Annotated in this window: 24 protein-coding genes; 9 read left to right on the forward strand and 15 right to left on the reverse strand. The window is 64.7% G+C overall.

Translation table 11 applies throughout. The features are described from left to right. Positions 1–106 precede the first annotated feature (106 nt). Both AC1TXO_RS15540 and AC1TXO_RS15545 read left to right on the forward strand, forming a co-directional pair. Positions 107–1261, forward strand: coding sequence for a cysteine desulfurase family protein (locus tag AC1TXO_RS15540; RefSeq protein ID WP_486402575.1), 1155 nt, complete (start codon positions 107–109; stop codon positions 1259–1261). A 105-nt stretch (positions 1262–1366) separates the two neighbouring features. Continuing rightward, positions 1367–1999, forward strand: a complete 633-nt coding sequence (locus AC1TXO_RS15545; protein ID WP_486402576.1) for a LysE family translocator — start codon at positions 1367–1369, stop codon at positions 1997–1999. Between the two features lie 6 nt (positions 2000–2005). On the opposite strand, the gene AC1TXO_RS15550 is transcribed toward AC1TXO_RS15545, so the two are convergent. From AC1TXO_RS15550 to AC1TXO_RS15570, 5 genes are read right to left on the reverse strand one after another with little or no spacing between them, the layout of a single operon-like run. Then, positions 2006–2383, reverse strand: coding sequence for a response regulator (locus AC1TXO_RS15550; protein WP_402761879.1), 378 nt, complete (start codon positions 2381–2383; stop codon positions 2006–2008). Between the two features lie 44 nt (positions 2384–2427). Continuing rightward, a complete protein-coding gene (locus AC1TXO_RS15555; RefSeq protein WP_486402577.1) occupies positions 2428–3654 on the reverse strand; it encodes a hybrid sensor histidine kinase/response regulator in 1227 nt (408 codons plus the stop codon). After that, positions 3648–4223 (reverse strand): chemotaxis protein CheB, encoded by a 576-nt coding sequence (locus AC1TXO_RS15560; RefSeq protein WP_486402578.1) that lies wholly within the window; start codon positions 4221–4223, stop codon positions 3648–3650. The genes AC1TXO_RS15555 and AC1TXO_RS15560 overlap by 7 nt, the downstream gene beginning before the upstream one ends. Continuing rightward, complete coding sequence (locus AC1TXO_RS15565) at positions 4220–5041, reverse strand: CheR family methyltransferase (protein ID WP_486402579.1); 822 nt, start codon at positions 5039–5041, stop codon at positions 4220–4222. The genes AC1TXO_RS15560 and AC1TXO_RS15565 overlap by 4 nt, the downstream gene beginning before the upstream one ends. After that, positions 5038–8505 (reverse strand): response regulator, encoded by a 3468-nt coding sequence (locus AC1TXO_RS15570; protein WP_486402580.1) that lies wholly within the window; start codon positions 8503–8505, stop codon positions 5038–5040. The genes AC1TXO_RS15565 and AC1TXO_RS15570 overlap by 4 nt, the downstream gene beginning before the upstream one ends. 259 nt (positions 8506–8764) lie before the next feature. On the opposite strand from AC1TXO_RS15570, the gene AC1TXO_RS15575 reads away from it, so the two are divergent. Continuing rightward, positions 8765–9115 (forward strand): response regulator, encoded by a 351-nt coding sequence (locus AC1TXO_RS15575; protein WP_486402581.1) that lies wholly within the window; start codon positions 8765–8767, stop codon positions 9113–9115. Between the two features lie 27 nt (positions 9116–9142). Here the strand turns inward: AC1TXO_RS15575 and cobF are convergent, their stop codons facing one another. Then, a complete protein-coding gene (cobF, locus tag AC1TXO_RS15580) occupies positions 9143–9895 on the reverse strand; it encodes a precorrin-6A synthase (deacetylating) (RefSeq protein WP_486402582.1) in 753 nt (250 codons plus the stop codon). A gap of 65 nt (positions 9896–9960) precedes the next feature. After that, positions 9961–11250: an OprD family porin gene (locus tag AC1TXO_RS15585; RefSeq protein WP_486402583.1), complete on the reverse strand. Its 1290-nt coding sequence runs from the start codon at positions 11248–11250 to the stop codon at positions 9961–9963. A 334-nt stretch (positions 11251–11584) separates the two neighbouring features. Between AC1TXO_RS15585 and AC1TXO_RS15590 the strand changes: the two genes are divergently transcribed. The 3 genes from AC1TXO_RS15590 to AC1TXO_RS15600 all read left to right on the forward strand — a co-directional run bounded on the left by AC1TXO_RS15590 (position 11585) and on the right by AC1TXO_RS15600 (position 13048). After that, entirely contained in the window at positions 11585–11953 is a 369-nt protein-coding gene (locus tag AC1TXO_RS15590; protein ID WP_486402584.1) for a histone-like nucleoid-structuring protein, MvaT/MvaU family, read from the forward strand. Positions 11954–12179: 226 nt separating this feature from the next. Beyond that, positions 12180–12707 (forward strand): lactoylglutathione lyase, encoded by a 528-nt coding sequence (gloA, locus tag AC1TXO_RS15595; protein WP_486402585.1) that lies wholly within the window; start codon positions 12180–12182, stop codon positions 12705–12707. Positions 12708–12805: 98 nt separating this feature from the next. Further along, positions 12806–13048: a hypothetical protein gene (locus tag AC1TXO_RS15600; RefSeq protein ID WP_486402586.1), complete on the forward strand. Its 243-nt coding sequence runs from the start codon at positions 12806–12808 to the stop codon at positions 13046–13048. A 42-nt stretch (positions 13049–13090) separates the two neighbouring features. Here AC1TXO_RS15600 and AC1TXO_RS15605 read toward each other — a convergent pair whose 3' ends face one another. After that, the gene (locus tag AC1TXO_RS15605) at positions 13091–13912 is read right to left on the reverse strand and encodes a shikimate 5-dehydrogenase (protein WP_486402587.1); all 822 of its coding nucleotides are present in this window, start codon (positions 13910–13912) and stop codon (positions 13091–13093) included. Positions 13913–14073: 161 nt separating this feature from the next. On the opposite strand from AC1TXO_RS15605, the gene AC1TXO_RS15610 reads away from it, so the two are divergent. Both AC1TXO_RS15610 and AC1TXO_RS15615 read left to right on the forward strand, forming a co-directional pair. Next, a complete protein-coding gene (locus tag AC1TXO_RS15610) occupies positions 14074–14412 on the forward strand; it encodes a hypothetical protein (protein ID WP_054891267.1) in 339 nt (112 codons plus the stop codon). 105 nt (positions 14413–14517) lie between these two features. After that, the gene (locus tag AC1TXO_RS15615) at positions 14518–14700 is read left to right on the forward strand and encodes a hypothetical protein (protein ID WP_486402588.1); all 183 of its coding nucleotides are present in this window, start codon (positions 14518–14520) and stop codon (positions 14698–14700) included. A gap of 126 nt (positions 14701–14826) precedes the next feature. Here the strand turns inward: AC1TXO_RS15615 and AC1TXO_RS15620 are convergent, their stop codons facing one another. Further along, positions 14827–15495, reverse strand: coding sequence for a TetR/AcrR family transcriptional regulator (locus AC1TXO_RS15620; RefSeq protein ID WP_486402589.1), 669 nt, complete (start codon positions 15493–15495; stop codon positions 14827–14829). A 110-nt stretch (positions 15496–15605) separates the two neighbouring features. Beyond that, positions 15606–17489, reverse strand: coding sequence for a 3-dehydroshikimate dehydratase QuiC (gene quiC / locus AC1TXO_RS15625; RefSeq protein ID WP_486402590.1), 1884 nt, complete (start codon positions 17487–17489; stop codon positions 15606–15608). Positions 17490–17768: 279 nt separating this feature from the next. Between quiC and AC1TXO_RS15630 the strand changes: the two genes are divergently transcribed. Beyond that, on the forward strand, positions 17769–19139 hold the full coding sequence (locus AC1TXO_RS15630) for an MFS transporter (RefSeq protein ID WP_486402591.1): 1371 nt from the start codon (positions 17769–17771) through the stop codon (positions 19137–19139). Positions 19140–19172: 33 nt separating this feature from the next. On the opposite strand, the gene AC1TXO_RS15635 is transcribed toward AC1TXO_RS15630, so the two are convergent. From AC1TXO_RS15635 to AC1TXO_RS15655, 5 genes are all read right to left on the reverse strand, one after another. Continuing rightward, on the reverse strand, positions 19173–20585 hold the full coding sequence (locus AC1TXO_RS15635) for a DOPA decarboxylase (RefSeq protein WP_486402592.1): 1413 nt from the start codon (positions 20583–20585) through the stop codon (positions 19173–19175). 163 nt (positions 20586–20748) lie between these two features. After that, positions 20749–21693, reverse strand: coding sequence for a LysR family transcriptional regulator (locus AC1TXO_RS15640; protein WP_486402593.1), 945 nt, complete (start codon positions 21691–21693; stop codon positions 20749–20751). Positions 21694–21792: 99 nt separating this feature from the next. Next, on the reverse strand, positions 21793–22503 hold the full coding sequence (locus tag AC1TXO_RS15645) for a YebC/PmpR family DNA-binding transcriptional regulator (protein WP_046856031.1): 711 nt from the start codon (positions 22501–22503) through the stop codon (positions 21793–21795). 144 nt (positions 22504–22647) lie between these two features. Beyond that, positions 22648–24039, reverse strand: coding sequence for an FAD-dependent oxidoreductase (locus tag AC1TXO_RS15650; protein ID WP_486402594.1), 1392 nt, complete (start codon positions 24037–24039; stop codon positions 22648–22650). A gap of 14 nt (positions 24040–24053) precedes the next feature. After that, entirely contained in the window at positions 24054–25370 is a 1317-nt protein-coding gene (locus AC1TXO_RS15655; RefSeq protein ID WP_486402595.1) for an MFS transporter, read from the reverse strand. Between the last annotated feature and the right edge of the window lie 219 nt (positions 25371–25589).

The following is a 25589-nucleotide window of genomic DNA, read 5'->3' on the forward strand; positions in this document are numbered from 1 at the left end:
TCCATCAAACGCTGAAAAAAGCGAAAACAAGGAAAACCCATTCTCTCGCGGCTCCCCTAGCATGCTGACATCAATCCTCAGCCTCTGCCCGCACGGACCCGCCCTGATGCCCGACACACCGCTGTACCTCGACTACGCCGCCACGACCCCGATCGATGACCAGGTCATCGAAAGCATGCTGGCCTGCATGGGGCGCCAGTCACACTTCGGCAATCCGGCCTCCAGCGGCCACCTCTTCGGCCAGAGCGCTCGCGAGCTGGTCGAGCAGGCGCGGCGCCAGGTCGCCGCACAGATCGGCGCGACGCCCGAGGCCGTGGTCTGGACCTCCGGTGCCACCGAGTCGAACAACCTCGCCCTCAAGGGCATCGCCCAGGGCGCCGGCGGGCCGGGGCATCTGGTCACCAGCCAGCTGGAGCACAAGGCGGTGCTCGATACCGTCACCGAACTGCAACGCCAGGGCTGGGCCGTCACCCGCCTGGCGCCCGATGCTCACGGGCTGATCCAGCCTGAAGCCGTGCAGGCCGCCCTGCGCGAAGACACGCGCCTGGTGTCGCTGATGGCCGTGAACAACGAACTGGGCACCCTCACCGACTTCGCCCGCATCGGCCAGCATGTGCGCGAGCACGGCGCGCTGTTGCATGTGGACGCGGCGCAGGCCGTGGGCAAGGTTCACATCGACCTGGCACACCAGGCGGTGGACCTGATGTCCTTCTCCGCGCACAAGGTCTACGGCCCCAAGGGTGTCGGCGCGCTGTACGTCGGCAGCCGGGCACGCCCGCTGCTGCACGCGCAGATCCATGGCGGCGGTCACGAAGGCGGGCTGCGCTCCGGTACGCTGGCCACTCACCAGGTCGTGGGCATGGGCAGCGCCTTCGAGCTCGCCGGGGTACTGGCCGAAAGCGAACAGGCGCGGATCCAGGCATTGTCGCAACGCCTGCGCGACGGGCTGCTGGCCTTGCCGGGGGTGAGCCTCAACGGTTGTCCCGGGCAACGCATCGCACACACCCTCAACCTGTGCATCGAGGCCAAGGGGTTCAATAGCTCGGCACTGGCTGGCGACCTGGCGATCTCCACCACCTCGGCCTGCAACTCGGCGAGCAACGCCGCCTCGCACGTACTGCTGGCACTGGGGCTGACCGAGCAGCAGGCGCGCAGCAGCGTGCGCATCAGCCTGGGCCGCTACAGCACCGAGACCGACGTCGACAGGGCGCTCGAGACGTTCGCCCGGGTGATCGCTGCCGGGGCCGTGGCGCTCTGGTGACGGCAAGGGCTGGAAGATGGGCGGCTCCTGCGCAGCCGCCCTGGCAATAGCATTCCCGGCCAATTGCTGGCATCGTGGTGCTTTCCCTGCGAAGGACCGCGCTCCATGGCATTGCACCTCTGGTTGACCTTCTCCCTGGCTTACCTGGTCACCTCCCTCACCCCCGGCCCGAACGTCCTGCTGACGGTGCGCAACGCCTTGCGCTACGGCCCGTCAGGCATGGGCATGACCCTGCTGGGCAATCTCAGCGCGCAATTGCTGCTGATCGGTGGGGTGGCAATGGGGGTCGGTGCCCTGCTGATATCCCTGCCAGTGGCCTTCCTGGCCCTGAAACTGGTGGGTGCCGGTTACCTGATCTACCTCGGCCTGCGCCAGTTGCTGTCGCGCGACAAGCCCAGGCTGCCGACGGCCGATGCGCGCAGCGCCGCGCCACGGGCCAAGTGGCGGATCGGCGTCGAAGCCTTCCTGGTGTCGGCAAGCAACCCCAAGACCCTGGTGTTCTTCTGCGCCTTCCTGCCGCAATTCCTCGAACCCGGCAGGCCGATCTTTGGTCAGTTTGCGGCGATGTTCATCAGCATCGCCACCATCGTCGCCCTGGTGCACTCGTTCTACTGCTTCACCGCCTATCGCTTCGGCCAGCGCCTGAAGGCTTCGCGCCTTGCAGCCTGGTTCAAGCGCGCCACCGGTGCGCTGTTCATCGGCCTGGGCGTGCGCCTGCTCAACACCCGGGCGGTGTGAAGCCGGTTACCTGAGCAGTGCCTGGATCTGCTCGTGCAGGGTGTCGAGATCGAACGGCTTGGCCAGGATCGGCGCCTTGCGCGCGATCGGGCTACCGGATTCGAGAATTTCCGCCGGGTAGCCGCTGATGAAGATCACTTTCAGGTCCGGTCGCAGCTTGACCGCAGGCTCGGCGATCTCCACTCCGGAAATCCCGCCGGGCAGGCGGAAATCGGTCACCATCAGGTCCAGGTGCGGCTTGCTCGCCAGGATGGCGAAGGCCTGTTCGCCGTCCTCGGCCACCAGCACGTGGTAGCCCTCACCGGCCAGGTAGTCGCGCAGGATCATCCGGATGACCGGTTCGTCCTCGACCACCAGCACCACATCTTGTGCATCTTCGCTCATGATAACGCCTTGAATTTCAATTGATTGGCCATCTGACCCACGGGTCACGCAGAGGTTGCCTGGGTCTGGTCACTTTGTTGACCGGCTGTCGACAGTGGCAGCAGGATGCTGAAGGTCGCGCCCTGCCCCTCCTCGCTGTCGACGCGGATTCGCCCGCCGTGGGCCTGGACGATCTGCTCGGAAATGTACAGGCCCAGGCCCAGGCCACCGCTGGCCTGCTGCGCTGCCACCCGCTCGAACTGCTGGAAGATCCGCTGCTGGTTGGCGCCGCTGATGCCGATGCCGTGGTCCTGTACCTGCACACAGGCCATGCCGCTCTGCTCGAAAACCCGCACCTGAACCGGGCGTCGTTCACCGTAGCGCAGGGCATTGGACAGCAGGTTGGCCAGCACCTGTTCGATACGGAACTCATCCCACTCCCCCTGCAGCGCCTCGCAGCGCTGCAGTTCGATATGGGTGTCCAGGGCCGTGGCCTGGGCGGCGAAGTTCTCCACCAGGCCGCGCACCAGCTGCGACAGGTCGAACGGCCGTGGGCGGATCGACAACTTGCCGGTGCGGATCCGCGACACATCGAGCATGTCTTCGATCAGCCGGATCAGGCTGTTGATCTGTCGCTCGTCGCGCTCGACCATCGCCTTGAGGTGCGTCTCGCTGAAGGCCGCCAGGTTGCCGCGCGACAGGTGCATCTTGCGCAACTGGGTCTCGAGGATCAGGCCATTGAGCGGCGTACGCACTTCGTGGGAAACGATCGACATGAAGTCATCGCGCATGCGCACCGCGCGCTCCAGCTCGCTGCGCGCCACCTGCAGCTGGGCCAGCAGTTGTTCCTGCTCCTGGCGGCTGCGCTCCAGCGCCTCGAGCTGGCGCCCGAGCACCTGGCGCTGGCGGTACAGGTCGACGAACACCGACACCTTGCTCTTCACCGCCTGGGTGTCCAGCGGTTTGTGCAGGAAGTCCACCGCGCCACTCTCGTAGCCCTTGAACGCGTAGTTCATTTCACGCCCGGCGGCGCTGACGAAAACGATCGGAATGTTCTTGGTCTTGTCCATGCCGCGCATCAGTTCGGCCAGCTCGAAGCCGTTCATGCCTGGCATCTGCACATCGAGGATGGCCAGGGCGAACTCGTGCTCGAGCAGCAGCGACAAGGCCTGCTCGGCCGACTGGGCGCGGTGCACCTCGCGGTCCTCGCCCTGGATCAGGGCGTCGAGGGCGAGCAGGTTTTCCGGCAGATCGTCGACGATCAGCAGTTTGGCGATGATGTGGCTTAGCATGCGCTGGGTTCCAGGGTAGCGAGCAACTGCCCGATACCACTCAGAGAAAGAATATGGTCAGGCTGATGCCGGGCCAGTGCGGCCTGGGGCATCAGCGCGACCTGTGCGTCGCAAGGGTCCTGGACCACCGTCCGGCCCCCGCACTTCTTGATGTAGGCCAACCCTCGGGCGCCATCTTCATTGGCACCGGTGAGCAGCACGCCGAGCAGGCCCTGGCCATAGGCATCGGCGGCCGACTCGAAGAGAAAATCGATCGCCGGCCGCGAGAAATGCACCGGCGGTTCCTGGCTCAGTGACAGGCTGAAATCGCGCTCCACCGACAAGTGATAACCCGGCCCGGCCACATAGATCTGCCCTTGCTGGATGCATTCCTTGTCACATGCCTCGCGCACCGGGCGCAGCAGACGCCGCTGCAACACCTCGGCCAGGCGGCTGTGGCGATCGTCGGGCAGGTGCAGCACACACAGCACCGGCTGGGCGAACGCGGGTGGCAAGGCGCCGAGTACCTCGAACAGCGCCGCCACGCCGCCGGCCGAGGCACCGATCACCACCGCGTGCACGCCCTTCATGACTTGCGGTAGATCCGCTCGGGCCGCACCAGCGGCTCGAAGCGGCCACTGTAGGCCGAGAAATCCACCGACTCCTTGCTGCCCAGGAACAGGAATCCGCGATGGCACAACGACTCGTGGAACAGCCCCAGGGCGCGGTCCTGCAGCTCCTTGTTGAAATAGATCAGCACGTTGCGGCACGACACCAGCTGGGTCTCGGAAAACACGCTGTCGGTCGCCAGGCTGTGGTCGGCGAAGGTCACGTTGTCACGCAGGCTGCCGTCCATGATCGCGTTGCCGTAGGCGGCGGTGTAGTACTCGGAGAAGTCGCGCCGCCCTCCGGCCTTGCGGTAGTTCTCCTCGTACTCGCGCAGGCTCTGCATCGAGTAGATGCCCTGCTTGGCCTTCTCCAGCGAGCTGGGGTTGATGTCGGTGGCATAGATGATGGTGCGCTCCAGCAGCCCCTCTTCGCGCAGCAGGATGGCCATCGAGTACACCTCCTCGCCCGTGCTGCAGCCGGCGATCCAGATCTTCAGCGACGGCCAGGTCCGCAGCAGCGGCACCACCTCCTCGCGCAGGGCGAGGAAGTGGCCGGGATCACGGAACATCTCGCTGACCGGGATCGTCAGGTACTGCAGCAGCTGCATGAACATCCCCGGGTCGTGCAGCACCCGCTCCTGCAACGCAGTCACGGTGCGGCAGTCGAACTGGCGCAGAGCGTGGAGAATCCGGCGCTTGATCGAGGCGCCGGAGTAATTACGGAAGTCGTAGCTGTACTTGAGGTAGATCGCCTCGATCAGCAGTCGGATCTCGATATCGGTGTTGCGTTCGCTAGTCAAATTCGCTCCAGTTGCGGCAGCCAGACGCGGATCAGGGAGAACAGGCGGTCCAGGTCGATGGGCTTGGCCAGGTAGTCGTTGGCACCGGCCTGCAGGCAACGCTGCTGGTCATCCTTCATGGCCTTGGCGGTGACGGCGATGATCGGCAGCTTGCGCCAGCGCGCCTGCTCGCGGATCAGCCGGGTCGCCTCATAGCCGTCCATTTCCGGCATCATCACGTCCATCAGCACCAGGTCGACATCGTCGTGCTGCTCGAGGCGCTCGAGCGCTTCGCGGCCATTGCGGCCGATCTCGACGATCGCGCCCTTGTGCTCCAGGGCGCTGGTCAGGGCGAAGATGTTGCGCACATCGTCATCGACCAGCAGGATCTTGCGGCCCTCGAACACCTTGTCACGGCTGCGCGCGGTCTTGAGCATGCGCTGGCGTTCATGGGACAGCTGCGACTCGACCTTGTGCAGGAACAGCGTCACTTCGTCGAGCAGGCGCTCGGGCGAGCGCGCACCCTTGATGATGATCGAGCGCGAGTACTTGAGCAGGTCGGCTTCTTCCTCGCGGGTGAGGTTGCGCCCGGTGTAGACGATCACCGGCGGGAAGCTGCGGATGTCCTCGGCGGTCATGCGCTTGAGCAGCTCGTTGCCGAGCATATCGGGCAGCTTGAGGTCGATGATCATGCAGTCGTAGATGTTCTCGCGCAGCAGCTCCAGGGCCTCCTGGGCCATGGCCACGGCGGTGATCTCGATGTCGTCGTCGCCGATCAGGCGGGCGATGCTCTCGCGCTGCAGGTCGTCGTCCTCCACCAGCAGGATGTGCTTGAGCTTCTGCGTCAGCTTGGCTTCCAGGCGGCCGAACACCTCCTTGAGCTCCTCGCGGCTGGCCGGCTTGACCGCATAGCCCACCGCGCCCATGTGCATGGCGGCCTCGACGCGGTCCTCCACCGAGATGATGTGCACCGGAATGTGCCGGGTGGTGGCCTGCTCCTTGAGGCGCTGCAGCACGGTGAGGCCGGAATGGTCGGGCAGGCGCATGTCCAGCAGCACGGCATCGGGCACATATTGCGCGGCCAGGGCGAAACCTTCGTCGGCGCCATGGGCCACCAGGCAGTTGTAGCCCAGTTCGTGGGCCAGGTCGTAGAGGATGCGGGCGAAGTTCGGCTCGTCCTCGATCACCAGGATGCAGCGGTTGGCGAACGGCGCGTGCTCGCGGTCGTCGGCGAAGGACGGGATCGGCAGCGGCTGCTGCGGCACGGGCATGGCACGCGGAGCCGGCGGCAGTTGGTCGAGGGTCGGGCGCAGGCTGTGCACCTCGTCCTGGCCTTCGACCGACTCGTAACGCTCGGGGATGATCAGGCTGAACACACTGCCCTGGCCGGGGGTGCTGTCGACGTTGATCTGGCCACCGAGCAGGTGGGCCAGGTCGCGGGAAATCGACAGGCCAAGGCCGGTGCCGCCATAGCGCCGGTTGCTGGTGCCATCGACCTGGTGGAAGGCACCGAAGATCGCTTGCTGCTGGTCGGCGGCGATGCCGATGCCGCTGTCGCGCACGGCGAAGACGATGCCAATGCCGGCCTGGTGGCCGATGTTCAGGCTGACCTGGCCGCGCTCGGTGAACTTGATGGCGTTGGACAGCAGGTTCTTGAGGATCTGCTCCAGGCGCTGGCGATCGGTGAACAGGGTGGCCGGCACCTGCGACTCGAGCTTGACCTCGAAGGCCAGGCCCTTGTCGTCCGCAAGCGGCTGGAACATGCCGCGCAGGCCCTCGACCAGGCGTACCACCTGGGTGGTCTCGGGACGCACTTCGAGCTTGCCCGCCTCGACCTTGGCAATGTCGAGGATGTCGTTGATCAGGTTGAGCAGGTCATTGCCGGCCGAGTAGATCGATTCGGCGAACTTGACCTGCTCCTGGCTGAGGTTGCCCTCGCCGTTCTCGGCCAGCAGCTTGGCCAGGATCAGCGAACTGTTGAGCGGCGTGCGCAGCTCATGGGACATGTTGGCAAGGAACTCGGACTTGTACTTGCTCGAACGCTGCAGGTCCTCGGCGCGTGCCTGCAATTCCACCTGGGCAGTGTTGAGCTCGCTGTTCTTGCGGTCAAGGGCGACGGTGCGCTCGGCCAGTTGCTCGTTGGTCTGTTCGAGTTCGGCCTGTTGCGTCTCCAGGTGCGCTTGCGATTCCTTGAGCACCCGCGACTGCTCTTCGAGCTCTTCGTTGGCGGTCTTGAGCTCTTCCTGCTGGACCTGCAGCTCTTCGTTCAGTTGCTGGGTCTCGGCCAGTACTTCCTGCAGGCGCTGGCGATAGCGCGCGCTCTCCAGGGAGATGCCGAGGTTGTCGCTGATCCGTTCCAGCAACTCGACATCACGCTCCTGCAGCGGCCGCAGGAAGCCCAGCTCGAGCACACCATTGACCTGGTTGTTGTCGCTGGCAGGTGTCAGCAGGGCGCTGCGTGGCAGCCCGCTGCCCAGGCCGGAACTCAGCCGGTAGTAATCCTGCGGCAGGTCGTCCAGGCGCAGCACGCGACGCTCACGCACCACCTGGGCCAGCAGGCCATCGTGCTCGGCCATCACCTGCTCGCGGCCCTGCTGTTCGGCATCGAGCCCATAGCTGGCGACCCGCACCAGGCGGCCATGGGAATCGCGGATGTAGAGCGCCCCGACGACACTGCCCAGGTAGCCGGCAAAGAAACGCAGGATATTGTCACCGAGCATGGTCAGCGTCAGTTGCCCGAGCACCTGCTGCGAGAGCTGGGTCTGCCCGTTGCGTAGCCAGGCCTGGTGCTCCAGGCGTTCGGCCGAACGCTGCTGGGCCTGCAGGTTGCTGACGTAGCTTTCCGACAGCGCCAGCAGGTCGCGCCGGCCCAGGTAGGCCAGCAGCGCGCTGAGGCCGACGATGAACAGCACGAACGCGGTGATGGCCGTGACGGTGACCGTACTGACCTTCTCGTTGCGCGTCATGCGCAGCTGCTGCTCGGTGGCAACGAAGGCATCGAACTCCTTGCGGATCTCGTCGGTGATGCGCTTGCCGCGCCCACTGCCGATCACGCCCTGGATATCGCCTTTGTCGCGACGCATCCTGATCAGTTCGCTGCCGAAATCGTTCCAGGCGCGCTGCAGGGCGACCAGGCGATCGACGCGATCGACCTGGGGCGGGTTGTCCATGACCATGCCGCGCAGGCTGTCCAGGCTGCTGAAGATCCGCGGCTTGGCCACCTCGTAGGGATCGAGGAAGCGCTCGTCGCCGGTGATCAGGAAGCCGCGCATGCCGGTTTCCATATCGATCGACAGCTTGACCGTTTCGTTGGCATTGCCGATCACCCGGTCGGTGTGCTCGACCCATTGCATGGCCGAGAGCAAGTAGTTGATCACCGCGACGAAAGCCACGGCGCCCAGCAGGCCAACGCCCAGGGGCAGGCCGACGTTACGGCTCAGCAGCTTGCGAAAGCTGCGTTGGTCCATGGAGGCTGCTTGAATCATCTGATAACGCCCGAGCGAAATAAGTCCATTGAACAGTGAGTGGCCACTACATTCAGTCATTGTTGTATGCCGCTGCCACCGCGTATCTAGTGCGAGTCTAACCAGCTTTGCCGGTTCTGGCTGGGGCATTTAGCCAGTATTTGAAGGTATCCGTCGGCAATCGTTCCATCTGATTGCACCGACCGCTATCCTGAGGGAACTTCTGCTGCCCGCGCGGGCACAGAGTAAAGACATTTCCCCACGCGACAGGATTCAAACCATGCACCTTCTGGTAGTCGAAGACGACGACATCGTCCGCATGCTGGTGGTCGAAGTACTCGACGAATTGGGCTACAAGGTCCTCGAGGCGGCGGATGCCGGCAAAGCCATGCAGATTCTCGAAGATGCCGGGCAGCCCCTGGCGCTGCTGATGACCGATGTCGGCCTGCCCGACATGCGCGGCGACCAGCTGGCGGCCAAGGCCCGCGAGATGCGGCCGCTGCTGCCGGTATTGTTCGCCAGCGGCTACGCCGAGAACGTCGACGTGCCCGAGGGCATGCACCTGATCGGCAAGCCGTTCACCATCGACCAGCTGCGCGACAAGGTGGCGGCCATCCTCGGGACGCCCTGATCGTGCCGCGCTTCACCTCCCTCTGAATCAACCAGCATCGCGGCGCAACAGGTAGGTGTCCATGATCCAGCCCTTGCGCCGCCGCGCCGCCTCGCGGGCCCTGACGATATCCGCCTTGACCTCCTGCAGCGGCCCGGCCATGAGCATTTCGTCAGCCGTGCCCAGGTACGCCCCCCAATAGATGGTCAGGGCGGGGTCATCCAGCTCGGCGAATGTGCACTGCCCATCGAGCATCACCACCACATTGTCGATCGTGGCCTGCCCGCCCAGCCGACGGGCGGGCAGCACGGTCAGCGGCTCGCCGATGCGGTTCAAGGGGATGCAATGGCGGGCCGCCAGCGCCTGCACGCTGCTGATGCCGGGGATCACCTCGAGCGCAAGGCCTGCGCCGCGCTCACGGACCAGATCGAGGATGCGCAAGGTGCTGTCGTATAGCCCCGGCTCGCCCCACAGCAGGAAGGCGCCAACATCGGTGGCGCCCAGTTCGTCCTCGATCAGCCGCCCATACAGCGCCGCCCGCGCGCGGTGCCAGTCCTGCACGGCGCCGACATAGTCCGCGGCCCCGCCATCGCGACGCGGGTCCTCCACCTGCACCAGGCGATAACCGCCCTCGGGGCGGTAACGCTCGAGGATGCCCTTGCGCAACTGCACCAGTTCATCCTTGGCGTCACCTTTGTCGAGCACGAAGAACACCGTGGCACGGCGCAGGGCCTCGACCGCCTCGTAAGTGACCTGGCGCGGATCACCCGGGCCGATGCCGATCAACAGAAGTTGCTTCATTGCGCTGTCTCGCTGCACGGATCAGCCTGTATTGTTCATCGCTCGTGGCTATTTGGCAAAACCTGTCAGAGCAGCGAAAAGTTGTAGCTGACGATGACCCGCGTCTCATCCATGTCGCGCGCCCATCGTTCATAGTTGCTGCGATAGGTGGAGTTGCGCAGGCGCACACTGACATCCTTGAACGTGCCGCCTTGCACCTGGTACCGCAGTTCGCTGTCGCGTTCCCATTCCTTGCCCTGGGCGCTGCTGCCCGGCACCTGGATATGGTCGCCGTTGATATAGCGGGTGAAGAAACTCAGGCCCGGTATCCCCAGCGCCTTGAAATCGTAGTCGTAGCGCAGTTGCCAGGAGCGTTCGCGGGCTGCAGCGAAGTCGTTGACCTGGGCATAGTTGACCAGGTACGGGTTGCTGCCATCCAGGTACGGCATCGCACTCTGACCATACATGCGCTGCCAGCCCGCACTGACCTTGTGCCCGCCCAGGCTGTAGCCGAGCATCGTGCTCAGTGCGCGGTGCTCGATCTCGCCGGCGCGGGCATTGCCGATATCGTCGCTCCTGATCAGGCGCAGGTCGGCGGAGAGCGCACCGAGCGACAGCGGCTGGGCGGCCACCAGCCCCAGGAAGTGCTGGCGGTAGATGTTCTCCAGCTTCGACACCTGGTACTGGATACCCAGGCGCTCATTGAAGCGATAGTCCACACCGGCCAGGTCGAAATGATCGGCCTGGATATCGCAGGCATAGCGTTTGTTCTTGCAGTGCACGCGAATATCCTGGCGATCGGTGGAGTCGCGGGCAGTGTATTTGTCGAAGCGCAAAGCGGTGAACTTGAGATCACGCACTTCTTCGGAGGTCAGCATGGCCCCGTGAAACATTGTCGGCAGCAAGCGTCCATCGTTGTACTTGAGCAACGGCATGTCCGGCAGCATCGCACCGTAGCGCAGTACGGTCCGCGACACTTTGATCTTCGCTGCCGCACCCAGTTTGGCGTACTGGTCGGCAGAGCGGCGAGGGTCATGGCCGGTGGAAGGCAACAAGCCGCTGTTGCTGTCGGCCGGACTCGAATCGAGCTTGAAACCCAGCATGCCCAGGGCATCGACACCAAAACCGACACGACCCTCGGTGTAGCCGGACCGGGCATCGAGAATGAACCCCTGTGCCCACTCCTCACGCTTGGAGGCACCCTGGTCCGAACTGCTGTGGCCATCACGGAAGTCGCGATTGAAATAGACATTGCGCGCCTCGAGCCGGGCGTGGCTGTCTTCAAGAAATCCGCCAGCCTGAACAGCGGTTGCGGCACATGACAGGAACAGGCCGGCAGCGCGGCGGCCTGGAGCGGGAGGACAGGAGGAAAACATGCAGGAGGAACATCCGATAGAGGCGAGAAACATATCGGTACTCTGACGTCACAGGGCACCGAGGATTAACGCATTATTGTCGCCCTCACGCTCAAGCGCAGGCCATTGGACCATGGTATGAACGGCGTTCGCAGTTGCAGAACAACGCACGGAAATTGCCGTGCATGGCACGCCGAAAGTTCCACATCCAGATATAAAAGTTTACGGTTTACCGAACTCGCCAGCACGACTACACTCGTTATCAGCAAACAGTTGCCCCCTCCGTGTGATCGGTGTTTATTGCAGTTAATGTGCGTCAGCACCGACCACCCTCGATTGAACAGGAGTGATGAAAGTGTCCAGACTTGCAGAGTTTCGTGCGGCCGAAAAAGCACTTCAAGAACAGCTTGCGCAACTGGAGGCCATGAAAAAGGATACCGGCCTCAAACGTGAAATCGAATTCGAGCAGAAACTGCTCGGGCTGATGAAAACCTACGAAAAGGGCCTGCGCGACATCGTCGCGATTCTCGATCCCAAGGCCCCCAAGGCGGGTGCGCGTGCCACCGGCACCCCCGCCAAGCAGCAGCGTCGCCCGCGAGTGGTCAAGGTCTACGAGAACCCGCACACCGGCGAGCTGATCGAGACCAAGGGCGGCAATCACCGTGGCCTGAAGGCCTGGAAGGAACAGTACGGCGCCGCCACGGTAGAGTCCTGGGTTCGCTGATGAAACATCGACGGATACTTCACAGTTTTTTCACATCGACTGCGCGAGTATCGAACCAGCTAAAGGATTAGCGACCCCATCACGCGCCCGCACATGCGGGCCTCTAATTCCAGCGCCCTGCCTCGTGCAGGGCGCTTTCATTTGCGCAATCGGTTCACTGCCGTATCATGGCTGTCCTGTTTTCACCGTCGGCGCGGTCTGCGCCGGCCTTGTCTCTGGAGCACCCATGAGCCTGAACGATCTGCAAACCCTGCCTGGCGTCACCGCGCAACCGGATACCGCCACTGCACAATTCGTCTTCAACCACACCATGCTGCGGGTCAAGGATATCCAGAAGTCGCTGGACTTCTACACCCGCGTCCTGGGCTTTCGCGTCGTCGACAAGCGCGACTTCCCCGAGGCGGCCTTCAGCCTGTACTTCCTGGCCCTGGTAGACCCGGCGCAGATTCCGGCCGACGACGCCGCGCGTCACCAGTGGATGAAGTCGATTCCCGGCGTGCTGGAACTGACCCACAACCACGGCACCGAAAACGATGCCGAGTTCGCCTACCACAACGGCAATAGCGACCCACGCGGTTTCGGCCACATCTGCATCTCGGTGCCGGACGTACGCGAGGCCTGCGCACGTTTCGAAGCACTGGAAGTGCCCTTCCAGAAGCGCCTGCAGGACGGGCGCATGAACCACCTGGCGTTCGTCAAGGACCCGGATGGCTACTGGGTGGAAATCATCCAGCCCACCGAGCTCAAGGGCTGACCGACAGCGGTCACGCTCGTCGGGGCCGGGAACTTCCGGCCCCGCGTTGTGGTACATAGGAGTGAGCGCTTCCAAACCAGCACAGCGAGGTAAGGACGATGCAAACCCTTCACTGTGAGTACCGCGACCACACCATCACCGCCAGTGTGATGCCCCACCCCGACTCTCCCCTGCCCTATGCCGCCGGCTGCCTGATCACCGACCCTGAAGGCCATACCAGCAGGCGCCTGTCGATGCCGATGAAGTTCTTCTCCGACCTGGAAAATGCCCAGCATGTGTCCCTGGCCCATGGCCGGGCGCTGGTGGACGAACAGCTGGACAACGGCCACAAGGCCTTCTGAGCAGGCTCCAGCCATCACGGACAGGTCCGTGATGGCTGGACCTCAGTTGCCTCGCGCGTAGGCTACAGCGGCCTGCACCTGAGCCTGTGTCGGGCGCATCCCGGTATACAGCACGAACTGCTCCAGCGCCTGCAGCGCAATCACCTCCAGGCCAGTGATCACCGGCTTGCCCAGGTCCTGGGCCAGGCGGATGAGCGGTGTCTGCGCGGGCAAGGCCACCACGTCGAATACCCGCTCTGCAGCCTCGACTGCCTCATGCGTGAAGGCCAGATCCTCTGACTCCGCTCCACCGGCCATGCCGATGGGGGTGACATTGACCAGCAGCGGCGGGCACTGATCCCCCAGCTCGGCCTGCCAGCGATAACCGCAGACATCCGCCAACTGACGCCCGGCCTGCTCATTGCGGGCCACGATGATGCCCTCGCGAAAGCCAGCGTCACGCAAGGCACTGGCCACTGCCTTGGCCATGCCGCCACTGCCGCGCAGGGCGAATGCCGTTGCAGGGTCGACCTGGTGCGCCTCGAGCAACTGGCGCACCGCCAGGTAATCGGTGTTGTAGGCTTTGAGGTGGCCGTTGCTGTTGACCAGCGTATTGACCGATTCGATGGCCGCCGCAGACGGATCGATCTCGTCCACCAGCGCCATGCAGGCTTCCTTGTACGGCATGGAAACGCCGCAGCCACGAATGCCCAGGGCGCGGATGCCTGCGATGGCTGCGGGCAGGTCCTGGGTGGTCATGGCCTTGTAGTAGTAGTCCAGCCCCAACTGCTGGTAGAGGTGATTGTGAAAACGCACGCCGAAAGTCCCCGGGCGTCCGGCCAGGGAAATGCACAAGGTGGTGTCCCGGCTGGGTGCAATGGCCATGTCTGCTCCTGTGGTTTGTGACTGAATCGTTTCCGTGAGCGTACCAGACCTGACCGCCAGTCGCCCCTTACACAACCTTTACCTTGCGCCTGTGCTCTCTTTACCGAATTCAGGGTCTTATTGATAAGCCCCGAATGTGGGGTTCTCGCGAGGATTCATCCATGAACCGTCTCATCCCCGGAATCGCCCTGCTGGTCGGTGCACTGGCCGTCAGCGGGCAGGCAGCTGCCCATGGCGGCGGTTGGGGTCCAGGCCCGGTGCTCGGCGCAGCCGTGGTCGGTGCCGTGGTCGGGGCAGCAGTATCCGGCGGCCATGACCGCACCGTGTATGTCGAGCGCCAGCCGGCCTACTACCCGCCGCCTCCGGTCTACGTGCAGGCGCCCCCGCCGCCGGTGTACTACCAGCCCTATGTGGTCGAACGCTATGTGCCGGCGCCGCCACCGGTGTACCGCCGCTACTACGGCCCGCCGCCGGTGTACTACGGCCCGCCGCGCTGGTGACCTGCAGCTACCGTAGAAAAAAGTAATGAGCACTATCGAGCAAGTTGATTTCAAACGCTGTCGGCTGCTGCGTAAGGTAGGGCCATGTTTCACAGGAGGTCCAGCATGGCCACTATCCAGATCATGTCCGTCATCGGCAGCGCCGTCCCCGCCACCCTGCGCAAGCAAGGCCTGCTGGCCTGCTGGTACCTGATACGCAATGGCGAGCCGGTCAGCGGCCCCCTGACTTCCCGCGCCACGGCCCAGGCCATGGCTGATCAGCTGCAGGCCGCTACCCTGACCGCCTGAGCCTCCGCGCCCCTATCCGTTCCAAGTGTTGTGCGTTGCTCCTTACGCTTCTTGTGCCCGCCTCTGGCGGGCTTTTTTTTTGCTGCCCGTCTATCGCCCCTGCCACCCTGCGGGCAGCCGGAGCGTTCAGGCGCGGATATAGCTCAGCACCGTTTCGCAGATCATCTGTTTGTGCCGCAGCTTGATGGTTTCATCGGCCAGGTCGATCTGGAAGATCTCGCCGAAGGTATGGCGGTTCGACACCCGATAGAAACAGAACGAGCTCATCAGCATGTGCAGGTCGATGACCTCGATGCCCGGCCGGAACAACCCTTCCTGCACGCCACGCTGCAAGGTGCGCGCCAGTGACTCGAGCACCAGGCTGCTCATCTCGCGGATCGCCGGCGACTGCTTGACGAATTCGCCGTAGTGGATGTTCTCGGTGCAGACGATGCGCACGAAGTCGACGTTGTGGTCGTGGTGGTCGAAGGTGAACTCGACCAGCCGCCGAATCGCCTGTTCGGCGGGCAGCGATTCGAGGTCGAGGCTGTGTTCGGTCTTGCGGATGTCGCCGTAGAGCTTGACCAGGCACTCCAGGTACAGCTGCTCCTTGCTGCCGAAGTAGTAGTAGATCATGCGCTTGGAGGTGGCTGTACGCTCGGCGATCGCATCGACCCGCGCACCCGCCAGCCCCTGCTGGACGAACTCGTGGATCGCAGCCTGGAGAATGTCCTCGCGGGTTTTCTCCGGGTTGTTCTTGCGCGACTTGCGCACCCCGCCTTCGGACTGGCCGAGGCTGACTTGCGGATCACTCATACCGACTCACAGGCTGTTTTGGAATTTGCAGGGATTATCCGTGAGCCGGGCGGTACAGGGAAGCACAAGGGAGGATGCGCGCGCCTGGGCAAGATCCGCCCGGCAACGGCCTACACCCGCGTGTTGGCCATCGCCGCCAGGCGCACGGCGACGTTCGCCGCGCCATATCCGGTGTACCCGCCCTTGCGCTGGAGGATCTCGAAGAAGAAGCGCCCCTCGAACGGCTCGGTATAGACGTGGAACAGCTCGCCGCCCTGGGCATCGCGGTCATACAACACGTTGTAGTAGGCCAACTCGCTGAGAAACTCGTCATCGAAATCGAAACGCGCGGCCAGGTCGTCGTAGTAGTTGAGCGGAATCTCCAGCAAAGGCACACCTGCGTCCTTGGCACGGGTGACCTCGGCAAACAGGTCGGCGCACTCGAAAGCGATGTGGTGCACACCCGAGCCACGGTAGCTGGACAGGGCGTGGGCGATGGCGGTGTTGCGGTTCTCGGAGATGTTCAGCGGCAGGCGCAGCGTGCCGCAAGGGCTGCGCACCGCGCGGCTCTTGACCAGCCCGTAGGGGTCGGGCAGTACCACCTCGTCGTCGGCGGTGAAGTCGAACAGGCTCTTGTAGAACAGTACCCAACTGTCCAGGGCATCGGCCGGCAAGGCCAGGGCCATATGGTCGATGCGCTGCAGCCCGCCCGCGGCAGCCAAGGGCGGCTGCAGGCAGAAGTCGCTGTCGTAGATGCTCTGCCCCGCCAGCGCCGGCTCCACCAGGTAGATCAGGCTGCCATCCGGCGCACGAACCGCCGGGATTTCGCGCTCGTTGGGACCGACCAGCCCGCGAAACGGTTGCCCGCGGTAAGCCACCGCACGCGCCAGCGCGGCCTGCGCAGCGTCCACGCGCAAGGCCAGCGCGCACAGCGACGGACCATGGGCCTCGAAGAAATTGTGCGCGAAGGAATAGGGTTCGGCATTGAGCACGATGTTGATATCGCCCTGGCGCAACAAGTGCACGGCCTTGCTGCGGTGCCGACCGGCCTCGGCGAAACCCAGGCGCTTCAACCAGCCATCCAGCCGCGCCGCGACAGCCTCATCGACGGCGAACTCGATGAACTCCACGCCGTCATAACGCCTGGCCGCAGGCGGCGCGAACAACACACCCGGTTCCACCGCAACCGATTGCCCGGCCAGGCGCTCGCGGGCCTTTTCCTCCAGGTACAACAACGAACGCAGCCCATCGGCGGCGTTCTGCCGCGGCGGCGCGGCGCGAAAACCATCGTTGAAGACTTCCAGCGACAAGGGCCCACGATAGCCACTGGCGAGAATCGGCGCGAGGAAGCCTGCCAGGTCCAGTTCCCCCTGACCGGGGAAGCAGCGAAAATGCCGGCTCCACTCCAGCACATCCATCGCCAGCACCGGCGCATCGGCCATCTGCACGAAGAAGATCCGGTCGCCAGGGACGTCGCGGATGGCGCTGGGGTCGCCCTTGAGCGACAGCGTGTGGAAGCTGTCGAGGATCAGCCCCAACGCCGGATGAGCGGCCTGGCGCACCAACTCCCAGGCCTGCTGCCAGGTATTGACGTGACGTCCCCAGGCCAGCGCCTCGTACCCGATGCGCAGCCCCCGGTCAGCAGCGTGCTCGGCGAGCAGGCGCAGGTCATCGACCAACAGCTGCGCATCGCCCAGGGCGTCGGGCTGGACGTTGCTGCACACCAGCACCAGGTCTGTGCCCAGCTCCTGCATCAGATCGAACTTGCGCGCGGCACGGTCGAGGTTCCTGTGCAGGCGATCGCGACGGCAACCTTCGAAGTCGCGAAACGGCTGGAACAGGGTGATGGCCAGGCCCAGGTCTGCGCACAACTGGCGGACCTCGCGGGGCGAACCGGGGTAATGGAGCAGGTCGTTCTCGAAGATCTCGACGCCGTCGAAGCCGGCAGCGGCAATGGCATCGAGCTTTTCAGGCAGGGTACCGCTCAAGGACACGGTGGCGATCGAACGCTGCATGCTGAATTCCTTGTTGTCTACGCAGGCCCAGGTTCGTCTGACCCTGTGAACCTGCTTGTTCTCGACGATGGCAGGATCGATTATTCGCAGGTAAAGTCGCACCGGCAACGATCTTTGTACGAAATGGTTAGTTTGTGTTCGATAATCGCACAGAAGCCCACGAGGTGAATTGATTCGCCGCAGATCACTGGACCACCATGGATTCAGTCGCCGCCATCCGGGCCATGCCTGCCCGAGGACGACCGCCATCCGACAACCAACAAGAACAACGGAGATACCATGGCCCACTCTTCACAGGCCAAGAAAGCCACCGCCAGCGGGTGGATCGGCTCGGCCCTCGAATACTACGATTTCTTCATCTATGCCCAGGCGGCGGCACTGATCTTCCCGCAGATATTCTTCCCCTCCAGCGACCCGAAGATGGCCATCATCGCGTCCCTGGCCACCTATGGCGTCGGTTACCTGGCGCGCCCGGTCGGCGCCTTCGTCCTCGGCCACTGGGGCGACACCCGCGGACGCAAGAACGTGCTGCTGCTGTGCATGTTCCTCATGGGCATCTCGACCATGGCCGTGGGCCTGCTGCCGACCTATCACGACATCGGCATCCTTGCTCCTGCCCTGCTGGTGGTGCTGCGCCTGATCCAGGGCTTTGCCGTGGCCGGGGAAATTTCCGGGGCCAGTTCGATGATCATGGAGCACGCCCCTTTCGGGCGCCGCGGCTACTACGCCAGCTACACCCTGCAGGGCGTGCAGGCCGGTCAGGTGATGGCCGCAGCAGTGTTCCTGCCGCTGGCCTACTTCATGCCCAGCGAGGCCTTCAACGAATGGGGCTGGCGCATTCCCTTCCTGATGAGCGCGCTGGTGCTGATCGCCGGGTTCATCATCCGCAAGGAAGTGCATGAAACCCCGGCCTTCGTGCAGGAAGAGCAACAGGACAAGGTGGCGCGCTCGCCGATCGGCGAAGCCTTCCGCCACAGCTGGAAACACATGGTGCTGGTGATGTTCATGGCGCTGATGAACGTGATTCCGGTGGTCGCCACCATCTTCGGCGCAGCCTATGCGGTGCAACCGGCCTACGGGATCGGTTTCGACAAGAGCGTGTACCTGTGGATTCCGGTGGTGGGCAACATCGTCGCGGTGCTGGTGATCCCGTTCGTGGGCAACCTGTCGGACCGTATCGGCCGACGCCCGACCATGATCGCCGGCTGCCTTGGCTCGGGGCTGCTGGCCTTCGTCTACCTGTATGCGATCAGCATCCAGAACGTGCCGCTGGCCTTCGTCGGCTCGATCCTGATGTGGGGCATGGTCTACCAGGGCTACAACGCGGTGTTCCCAAGCTTCTATCCGGAGCTGTTCCAGACCCGTTACCGGGTGTCGGCCATGGCCATTGCGCAGAACATCGGCACCATGCTCACGGCGATGCTGCCGGCGCTGTTCGCTGCCGTCGCGCCGCCGGGTTCGGAGCATATCTGGCTGGTGGTCGGCGCCCTGGCCTTCGCCATCACCTGCGTGTGCGCGCTGGCCGCCTACGTGGCGCCGGAGACCTACCGGCTGGCCATGGAAGACCTGGGCAACCCGCTGGCGCGGCCCATGGCAAAGGACGCCTACGACGCCAGCCGCAAGGGCAACCTCGAGGTGCTGAGCCAGTAACGAGACCGGGGCCACGCTGCGGCCCCGGCGGCATCAGGCCTTGACCACCGCCTGCAGATTCGCCCACAGACGCTGCACGTCCGTCCGCTCGGTGGGCAGCGCACCGATCGACACCCGCACCATCCAGCGCCCTTGCAGGGTGGCCGGGGTCACGTAGGCATCGCCCGAGGCATTGAGGCGCTCTGCCCAGCCACGGGTGTGGGCATCCAGTGCGTCATCCTCCAGCCCCTCGGGGCGATGGCGGATGCACAGGGTCTGCAACTGCACGGGTGCCAGCACCTCCCAACCTGGCGCCGCCTCGATCTGCCCGGCCAGCCAGCGGGCGTTGTCCAGGTCGCGCCGCAGCCGCTGCTGCAGGGCTTCTACACCTTCGCTGCGCAACATGAACCACAGCTTCAGCGCGCGGAACCTGCGGCCCAGCGGGATACCCCAGTCACGCAGGTTCTTCACCTCGCCATCCACCGACGACTGCAGGTAGCTGGGGTTGGTGCTCATCACCCGGATCAGGTGCTGCGGATCGCGCACGTAGTAGATCGAGCAGTCGAAGGCCACGCCCAGCCATTTGTGCGCATTGACCACCAGCGAATCGGCCAGCTCGATGCCGTCCCACATCCAGCGGCACTCCGGCAGGATCATCGCCGAGCCGGCCATGGCCGAGTCGACATGCAGCCACAACCCCGCCGCCTGGGCGATTTCGCCAATCGGGCGCAGCGGATCCAGCGCCGTGGTGGCGGTGGTGCCGGTGGTGGCGACCACTGCGCAGGGTTGGTTGCCGGCGGCCAGGTCCTGTTCGATGGCCGCCTGCAGCGCTTCAGGGACCATGACGAAGCGCGCGTCGGTAGCGATCTGGCGAATGTTGTCGCGACCGAACCCGGCCAGCAGCGCGGCCTTGTCCACCGAACTGTGGGCATGGGCGCTGACGTAGACGATCAGCGGTTTGTCCTGGGCCTGCAGGCCGCCACGGGCCAGGGCATAGCCGGTGCTGCGCTCGCGTGCACTGATCAGCGCCACCAGGGTGCTGGTGGAGGCGGTGTCCTGGATCACCCCGCTCCATTGCGCCGACAGGCCCAGCAACTGGCGCAGCCAGTCGAGGGTGGTTTCCTCCAGCTCGCTCAGGGCCGGGCTCGACTGCCAGGACAGGCCGAGCACGCCAAGGCCGGTGCTGAGGAAGTCGCCGAGCACCGACGACAGCGTGCCGTTGGAGGGGAAGTAGCCATAGAAGTCCGGGTGCTGCCAATGCGACAGGCCGGGCATCACCAGCGCCGAGACATCCTCGAGAATGTCGGCGAACGGCTCGCCCTGCTGCGGCGCGGCCTGGGGCAGTGCGTGCTTGAGATAGCCAGGCTCGACCTGGGCCATCACCGGGCGCTCGCCGACGGTCTGGCGGTAGTCGGCGATCAGGTCGATGAGCTGGTGGCCGTATTGGCGGAATTGTTCGGGGGTCACGGGGCGGGCTCCTGGGGCAAGAGAGGGAGTGGCTGTGCGGGCCGGATCACGGCTGCCCTCGTGGAACGGGCATGTCCCGCGATCTGGCCCGCACTGCCACTTTGCAATCAGCCCAGTCTAGGCAACCGGCCGCCGCGCAATAACCCCGTTTCGCGCATAGCTGCTATCGCAAGCCCGCATGCCCGCCCTGCACCCCGAACGATGACTGGCGCCACAACTCGAACACCCGGTTGCGCAGCCAACGATGCTCGGCCGAGGCCTGCAGGCGTTGATGCCAGACCACCCAATAGCGCTGGCTGTGTTCGATGAAGCCCAGCTCGCGCCAGGCCAGGCCGTGCAGACGGCAAAGCTGGCGGGCGATATGTTCCGGCACCGTGGCCAGCGACTGACCGTTGCCGACCACCTGGACCATGGCACTGAAGAACGGCACCTGCAGCTGCATGCGCCGCTGCAGGCCCTGGGCACGCAGGTGACGGTCGATGAAACTGTCCTTGTCGCCGCCGCCGGACACCCGCACATGCCGATAGGCAAGGTAGTCTTCCTGGCTGAGCGCATCGCGGGCGGTCAGCGGATGGTCAGCGGCCATCAGGCACACCGCCCGGTCCTCGCCAAGCAACCGGCCATGCACATTCGGCGGTGATTCATCGAACAGCGTGGTGGCCAGGTCGACCTCGCCGCTGGCCAGCCAGGCGTACTGACCGGCCTGCCAGGTGCGGTACTCCAGCGACACGCCCGGCGCCTCGCACTCCAGCGCCGTCACCAGGTCGGGCAGGATGTACTCGGCCACATAATCGGACGCCGCGATACAGAAGCGTCGCTCGCATCGCGCCGGGTCGAATGCCAGCGGCTGGCGCAGGGCACTGAGTTCGTCGAGTACCTGGCGCAATGGCTCGACCAGGGTTTCGGCATGCTCGCTGAGCACATAGCCACGGCCCTGGCGCACCAATAGCGGATCGTCGAAGGCCTCGCGCAGGTGGGCGAGCTGACGGCTCAGTGCCGACTGGCTGCAGCCCAGCCGTTCGGCAGTGCGGCTGAGGTTCTTCAATTGCAGGAGGCAATCGAGGGTGCGCAGGTGGGCAAGGCTCAGCGAGGCGAAGGTGGGGGTCATGGGGTGACCTGCTCGCGGGAAATTGAAGGCCTCCCCGCAGTACCGGGCATACGGCGAAACGCCACGGCCGCAGATACCGCGAGAAGACCCGGCAGGCTGTCAGTCGGTCAGGCCGACATACACGTTCTGCACGTCTTCGTTCTCGTCGATCGCCTCGAGGAAGGCTTCGACCTCGGCCAGGGCTTCAGCACTGAGGCTGGCCGCGCTGACCGGGTTCTTCGGGGTGTAGCCGATCTTTGCCGAAGTGACGGTGAAGCCATGCTCGGGCAGGGCCTTCTGCACGGCGTCCAGGTCGGTGGTGTCGGTGATGAACAGGGTCGAACCCTCCTCCTCGCCGTCCTCGAAATCCTGGGCGCCGGCTTCGATGGCGGCCATTTCCGGGTCCGCGTCACCTTCGGGGGTGGCCTCGATCAGGCCGACGTGGTTGAAGTCCCACGCCACCGAGCCGCTGGCGCCGAGTTGGCCCTTGCGGAACAGCACACGAACCTGGGCGACGGTACGGTTGACGTTGTCGGTCAGGCACTCGACGATCAGCGGCACCTGGTGAGGGGCGAAGCCTTCGTAGCTGACAGCATGGTATTGCACGGCCTCGCCATCCAGGCCAGCACCTTTCTTGATGGCGCGCTCGAGGGTTTCACGGGTCATCGAGGCTTTCTTGGCCTGGACGATGGCCAGGCGCAGGCGCGGGTTCATGTCAGGGTCGGCACCGGACTTGGCGGCGATCTGAATTTCCTTGGCCAGCTTGCCCATGATCTTGCCCTTGGCGTTGGCGGCGGTTTCTCTATGCTTGGCTTTCCACTGTGCGCCCATCTCGACTCTCTTTGTCTCAGCGGCCGGTTCAGGAAGCGACCGGCCAAAAGTGGGGAGAGTTTATACGCCCTCGCGGGCGGGATCGACAAGAAATCGCGCGACGGCTCGCCGCTGCGACTCGCCCGAGAAAAAGCCCACACCGATTCAGCCCTTGTCGGCCTTCCCCGCCGCCGCCGCGAACTTGGCCAGCCGCACATCCAGGCGTCGCGGCCGCAGACCGCGATCTTCGGCGCGCTCCTTGCGCCGCACCGCGTCGCGCACCATCAGCGACCCCAAGTAGCGGATCGGCTCCGGCGGAAACAGCCCCAGCGGCCCCTTGACCAGTGGCGAGCGTGTCCAGGCGTTATCCAGCCCCAGCGCCAGCGACGAAAGAATCTGCCCGCCCATATGGCAAGGCCCTACCCCGCTGCCAGAATAGCCGAAGCCGTAGAACACGTTGCCCTGCCCGTCGAGCCGTCCGAAGAACGGCAAGCCGGTCACCGAGCGGTCCGACGGCCCGTTCCAGCTCGCTGCCAGCGGCACCTGCGCCAGGGTCGGGAAAAAACCGTCCAGGGTCCGGCGCAGCAGCCCGCGGTAAGGCGACGGCTGGTCGAACACCGGCAGCATGCGCCCGCCGTAGGCGAAGGTGTTGCCGCCCTTGCCGAGCATCAGCCTGCCGTCCGGCGTGTTGTGGTAGTAGTGCACGAAGATGCGCGAGTCGAGCACGCTGATGCCGCTGTCCAGGCCGATCTGGCGCAGCAGTTCGGGGCACGGCTCGGTGATCACCATGTCGCTTGAGACGATCGCCACGCTGCGCTCGAACTGGGCAAACTGCCGCGCCATCCAGGCATTGATGCCCAGCACCACACGGTCGGCACGCACGGTGCCGTGGGCGGTACGCACCTGCACCGGTGCACCGTGTTCGAGGCCACTCATCGCCGTGCCTTCGTGAATGCGCACGCCCTTTTCCAGGGCAATGCGGCGCAGGCCACGCACCAGCTTGCCCGGCTGCACCGTGGCGGCAGCCGGCGAGAACCAGCCCTCGCGATGCAGCTCCGAGCCCGCCCGCCGCTGCACTTCGTCCAGCGCCAGGCGCTGGAACGAATTGATGCCCTGGCGCTGCAACGCCGCGATCACCGCATCGGTGCTGCCGACCTGGGCGGCGTTGGTCGCGGTGTACAGGGTGCCGTCCATTCGATAATCGCAGTCGATGCCATGGGTTGCGCAGAACTGGCCGATGGCGCCGATGCTGCGCTCCGACTCGCTGACCAGGCGCACCGCCTCGGCCGTACCGAACAGGCGCTCCAGAGTGAAATACTTGGCCGACCACGACAGCGCGCAGCCACCATTGCGGCCGCTGGCCCCGGCACCGCAGATATCCGCCTCGATCAGCAGCACATCCAGCGCCGGCACCGCCTCCTTGAGCATCAGCGCGGTCCACAGGCCGGTATAGCCACCGCCGACGATACACACATCGCAGCGCTCATCGCCTCGCAACGGCGGGCACAGCGCCTCGCCTTGCAGATCCAGGGCCTGTTGCAGCCAGAACGGTCTCATCGCTTCACTTTCCTTCAGGTACGCGCCGGCTTGATCGCCATGCTGGTATTGGGTGCCACGTCGCTGGCAGCAGCGATGCTGGCGGGTCGGCTGTTCCAGTGCGGCAACAGCACCAGTGCCGAGAACAAGGCGGTGCCGGCGAACACGATGAACACCGTGACGCTGTCGAAATAGCCCGGCAGCAGGCCGCCGAGCACCGCGCCCACCGAGCCGCAGCCATTGACGAAACCCGCCGCGGTGGCACCGGCCTTGGCCGTGCCGAAGTCGATGGCAGCGGCGCCGCTGATCATCGAGTCAGGGCCGTACAGAGTCAGGCCCATGACGAACAGCAGTGCCACCACCAGGATGACGCTGCCGCTGTGCATCGCCGCCATGAAACCGGCCAGGGTGAAGGTGAGCAGCACCAGGCTGATCACGCACGCCGGCATGCGCCGGGCACCGAACAACTTGTCGGAGGCCAGGCCGATCAGGATCGGCCCCAGCAGGCCCGCCAGCTCGAAGGCGGTGGGGATGATCGCCGCTCCGACCTTGCCCACCGAAGGCATCTGCTCGAAGACGATCACCGGCCCCCACAGCAGGATGGCGTAGCGCGCCGGCTTGAGCATGAAGTAGGCAAGGCCCAGGGTGAGCACCGTACGGTTGCGCAGGATCTCGCGCAGCGGCGCCCAGACGCTGCACAGGTTGTCGCCTGGCGCCATGCTCTGCGGCTCGGGTTCGACCGCCGGCAGCCCGACGTCTTCAGGCTTGTTGCGCTGGAAGATGAAGAACAGCAGCGCCACCGCCGCCACCACGGCGGCACTGGAGAAGAACGCCGCATGCCAGGTGCCGACCAGGGTGTACGCCCACCACCCGGCGAAGGGCGAAGCCACCAGGCCGCCGAAGGCGTAGCAGGAACTCCATAGCCCCAGTACCCGGCCACGTTGCGAGGCGGGGAAGAAACTGCCGATGTTCTTGCACAGCCCCGCCCAGCCAGTCGACTGCGCCAGGCCCTGGATCAGCATGCAGGTGGCAAAGATCGGGAAGGTGGCGTAGCTGCCCATCACCACAGCCGCGGCCGCCGAGATCAACAGCCCACCCAGCACCACTACGCGCGGGCCGAAGCGGTCGGCGAGCATGCCCCAGGTGAATTGCCCCACGGCGTAGGCGGCCAGGTAGATCGCATCGAGGTTGGCCATGGCGGCCTTGTCCAGCATGAAACCTGGGTCTTCGCCGATGCCGAGCTTGGCGACCGAAAATGCCTTGCGGGTGAAGTAGAAGGCGGCGTAGGCCAGCCAGGTGATGGAGAAAATCTGCATGCGCCATCGCTTGATGGCGGTGAAGGACGGGTTCATTGAAATCTGACCTCTTGCTGAGTGTGCCGGCAGAATGTGAAGAAACGCCTGTCTTGTTGTTGTGTTGCGCACTGCATGACGGAGGGACGTCATCTGGCTGGGCCATGGCCCGGTGTGAGGGCTTGTGGCGCCGCGCCGGGTTGATTGACATGAAAACAGCGGGTGACTGATAAATAAAATCGATTTATCGTATTTCACTCATAAGCTGAGCTTTTAAAC

It is taken from the genome of Pseudomonas sp. FA117, from assembly GCF_057370475.1.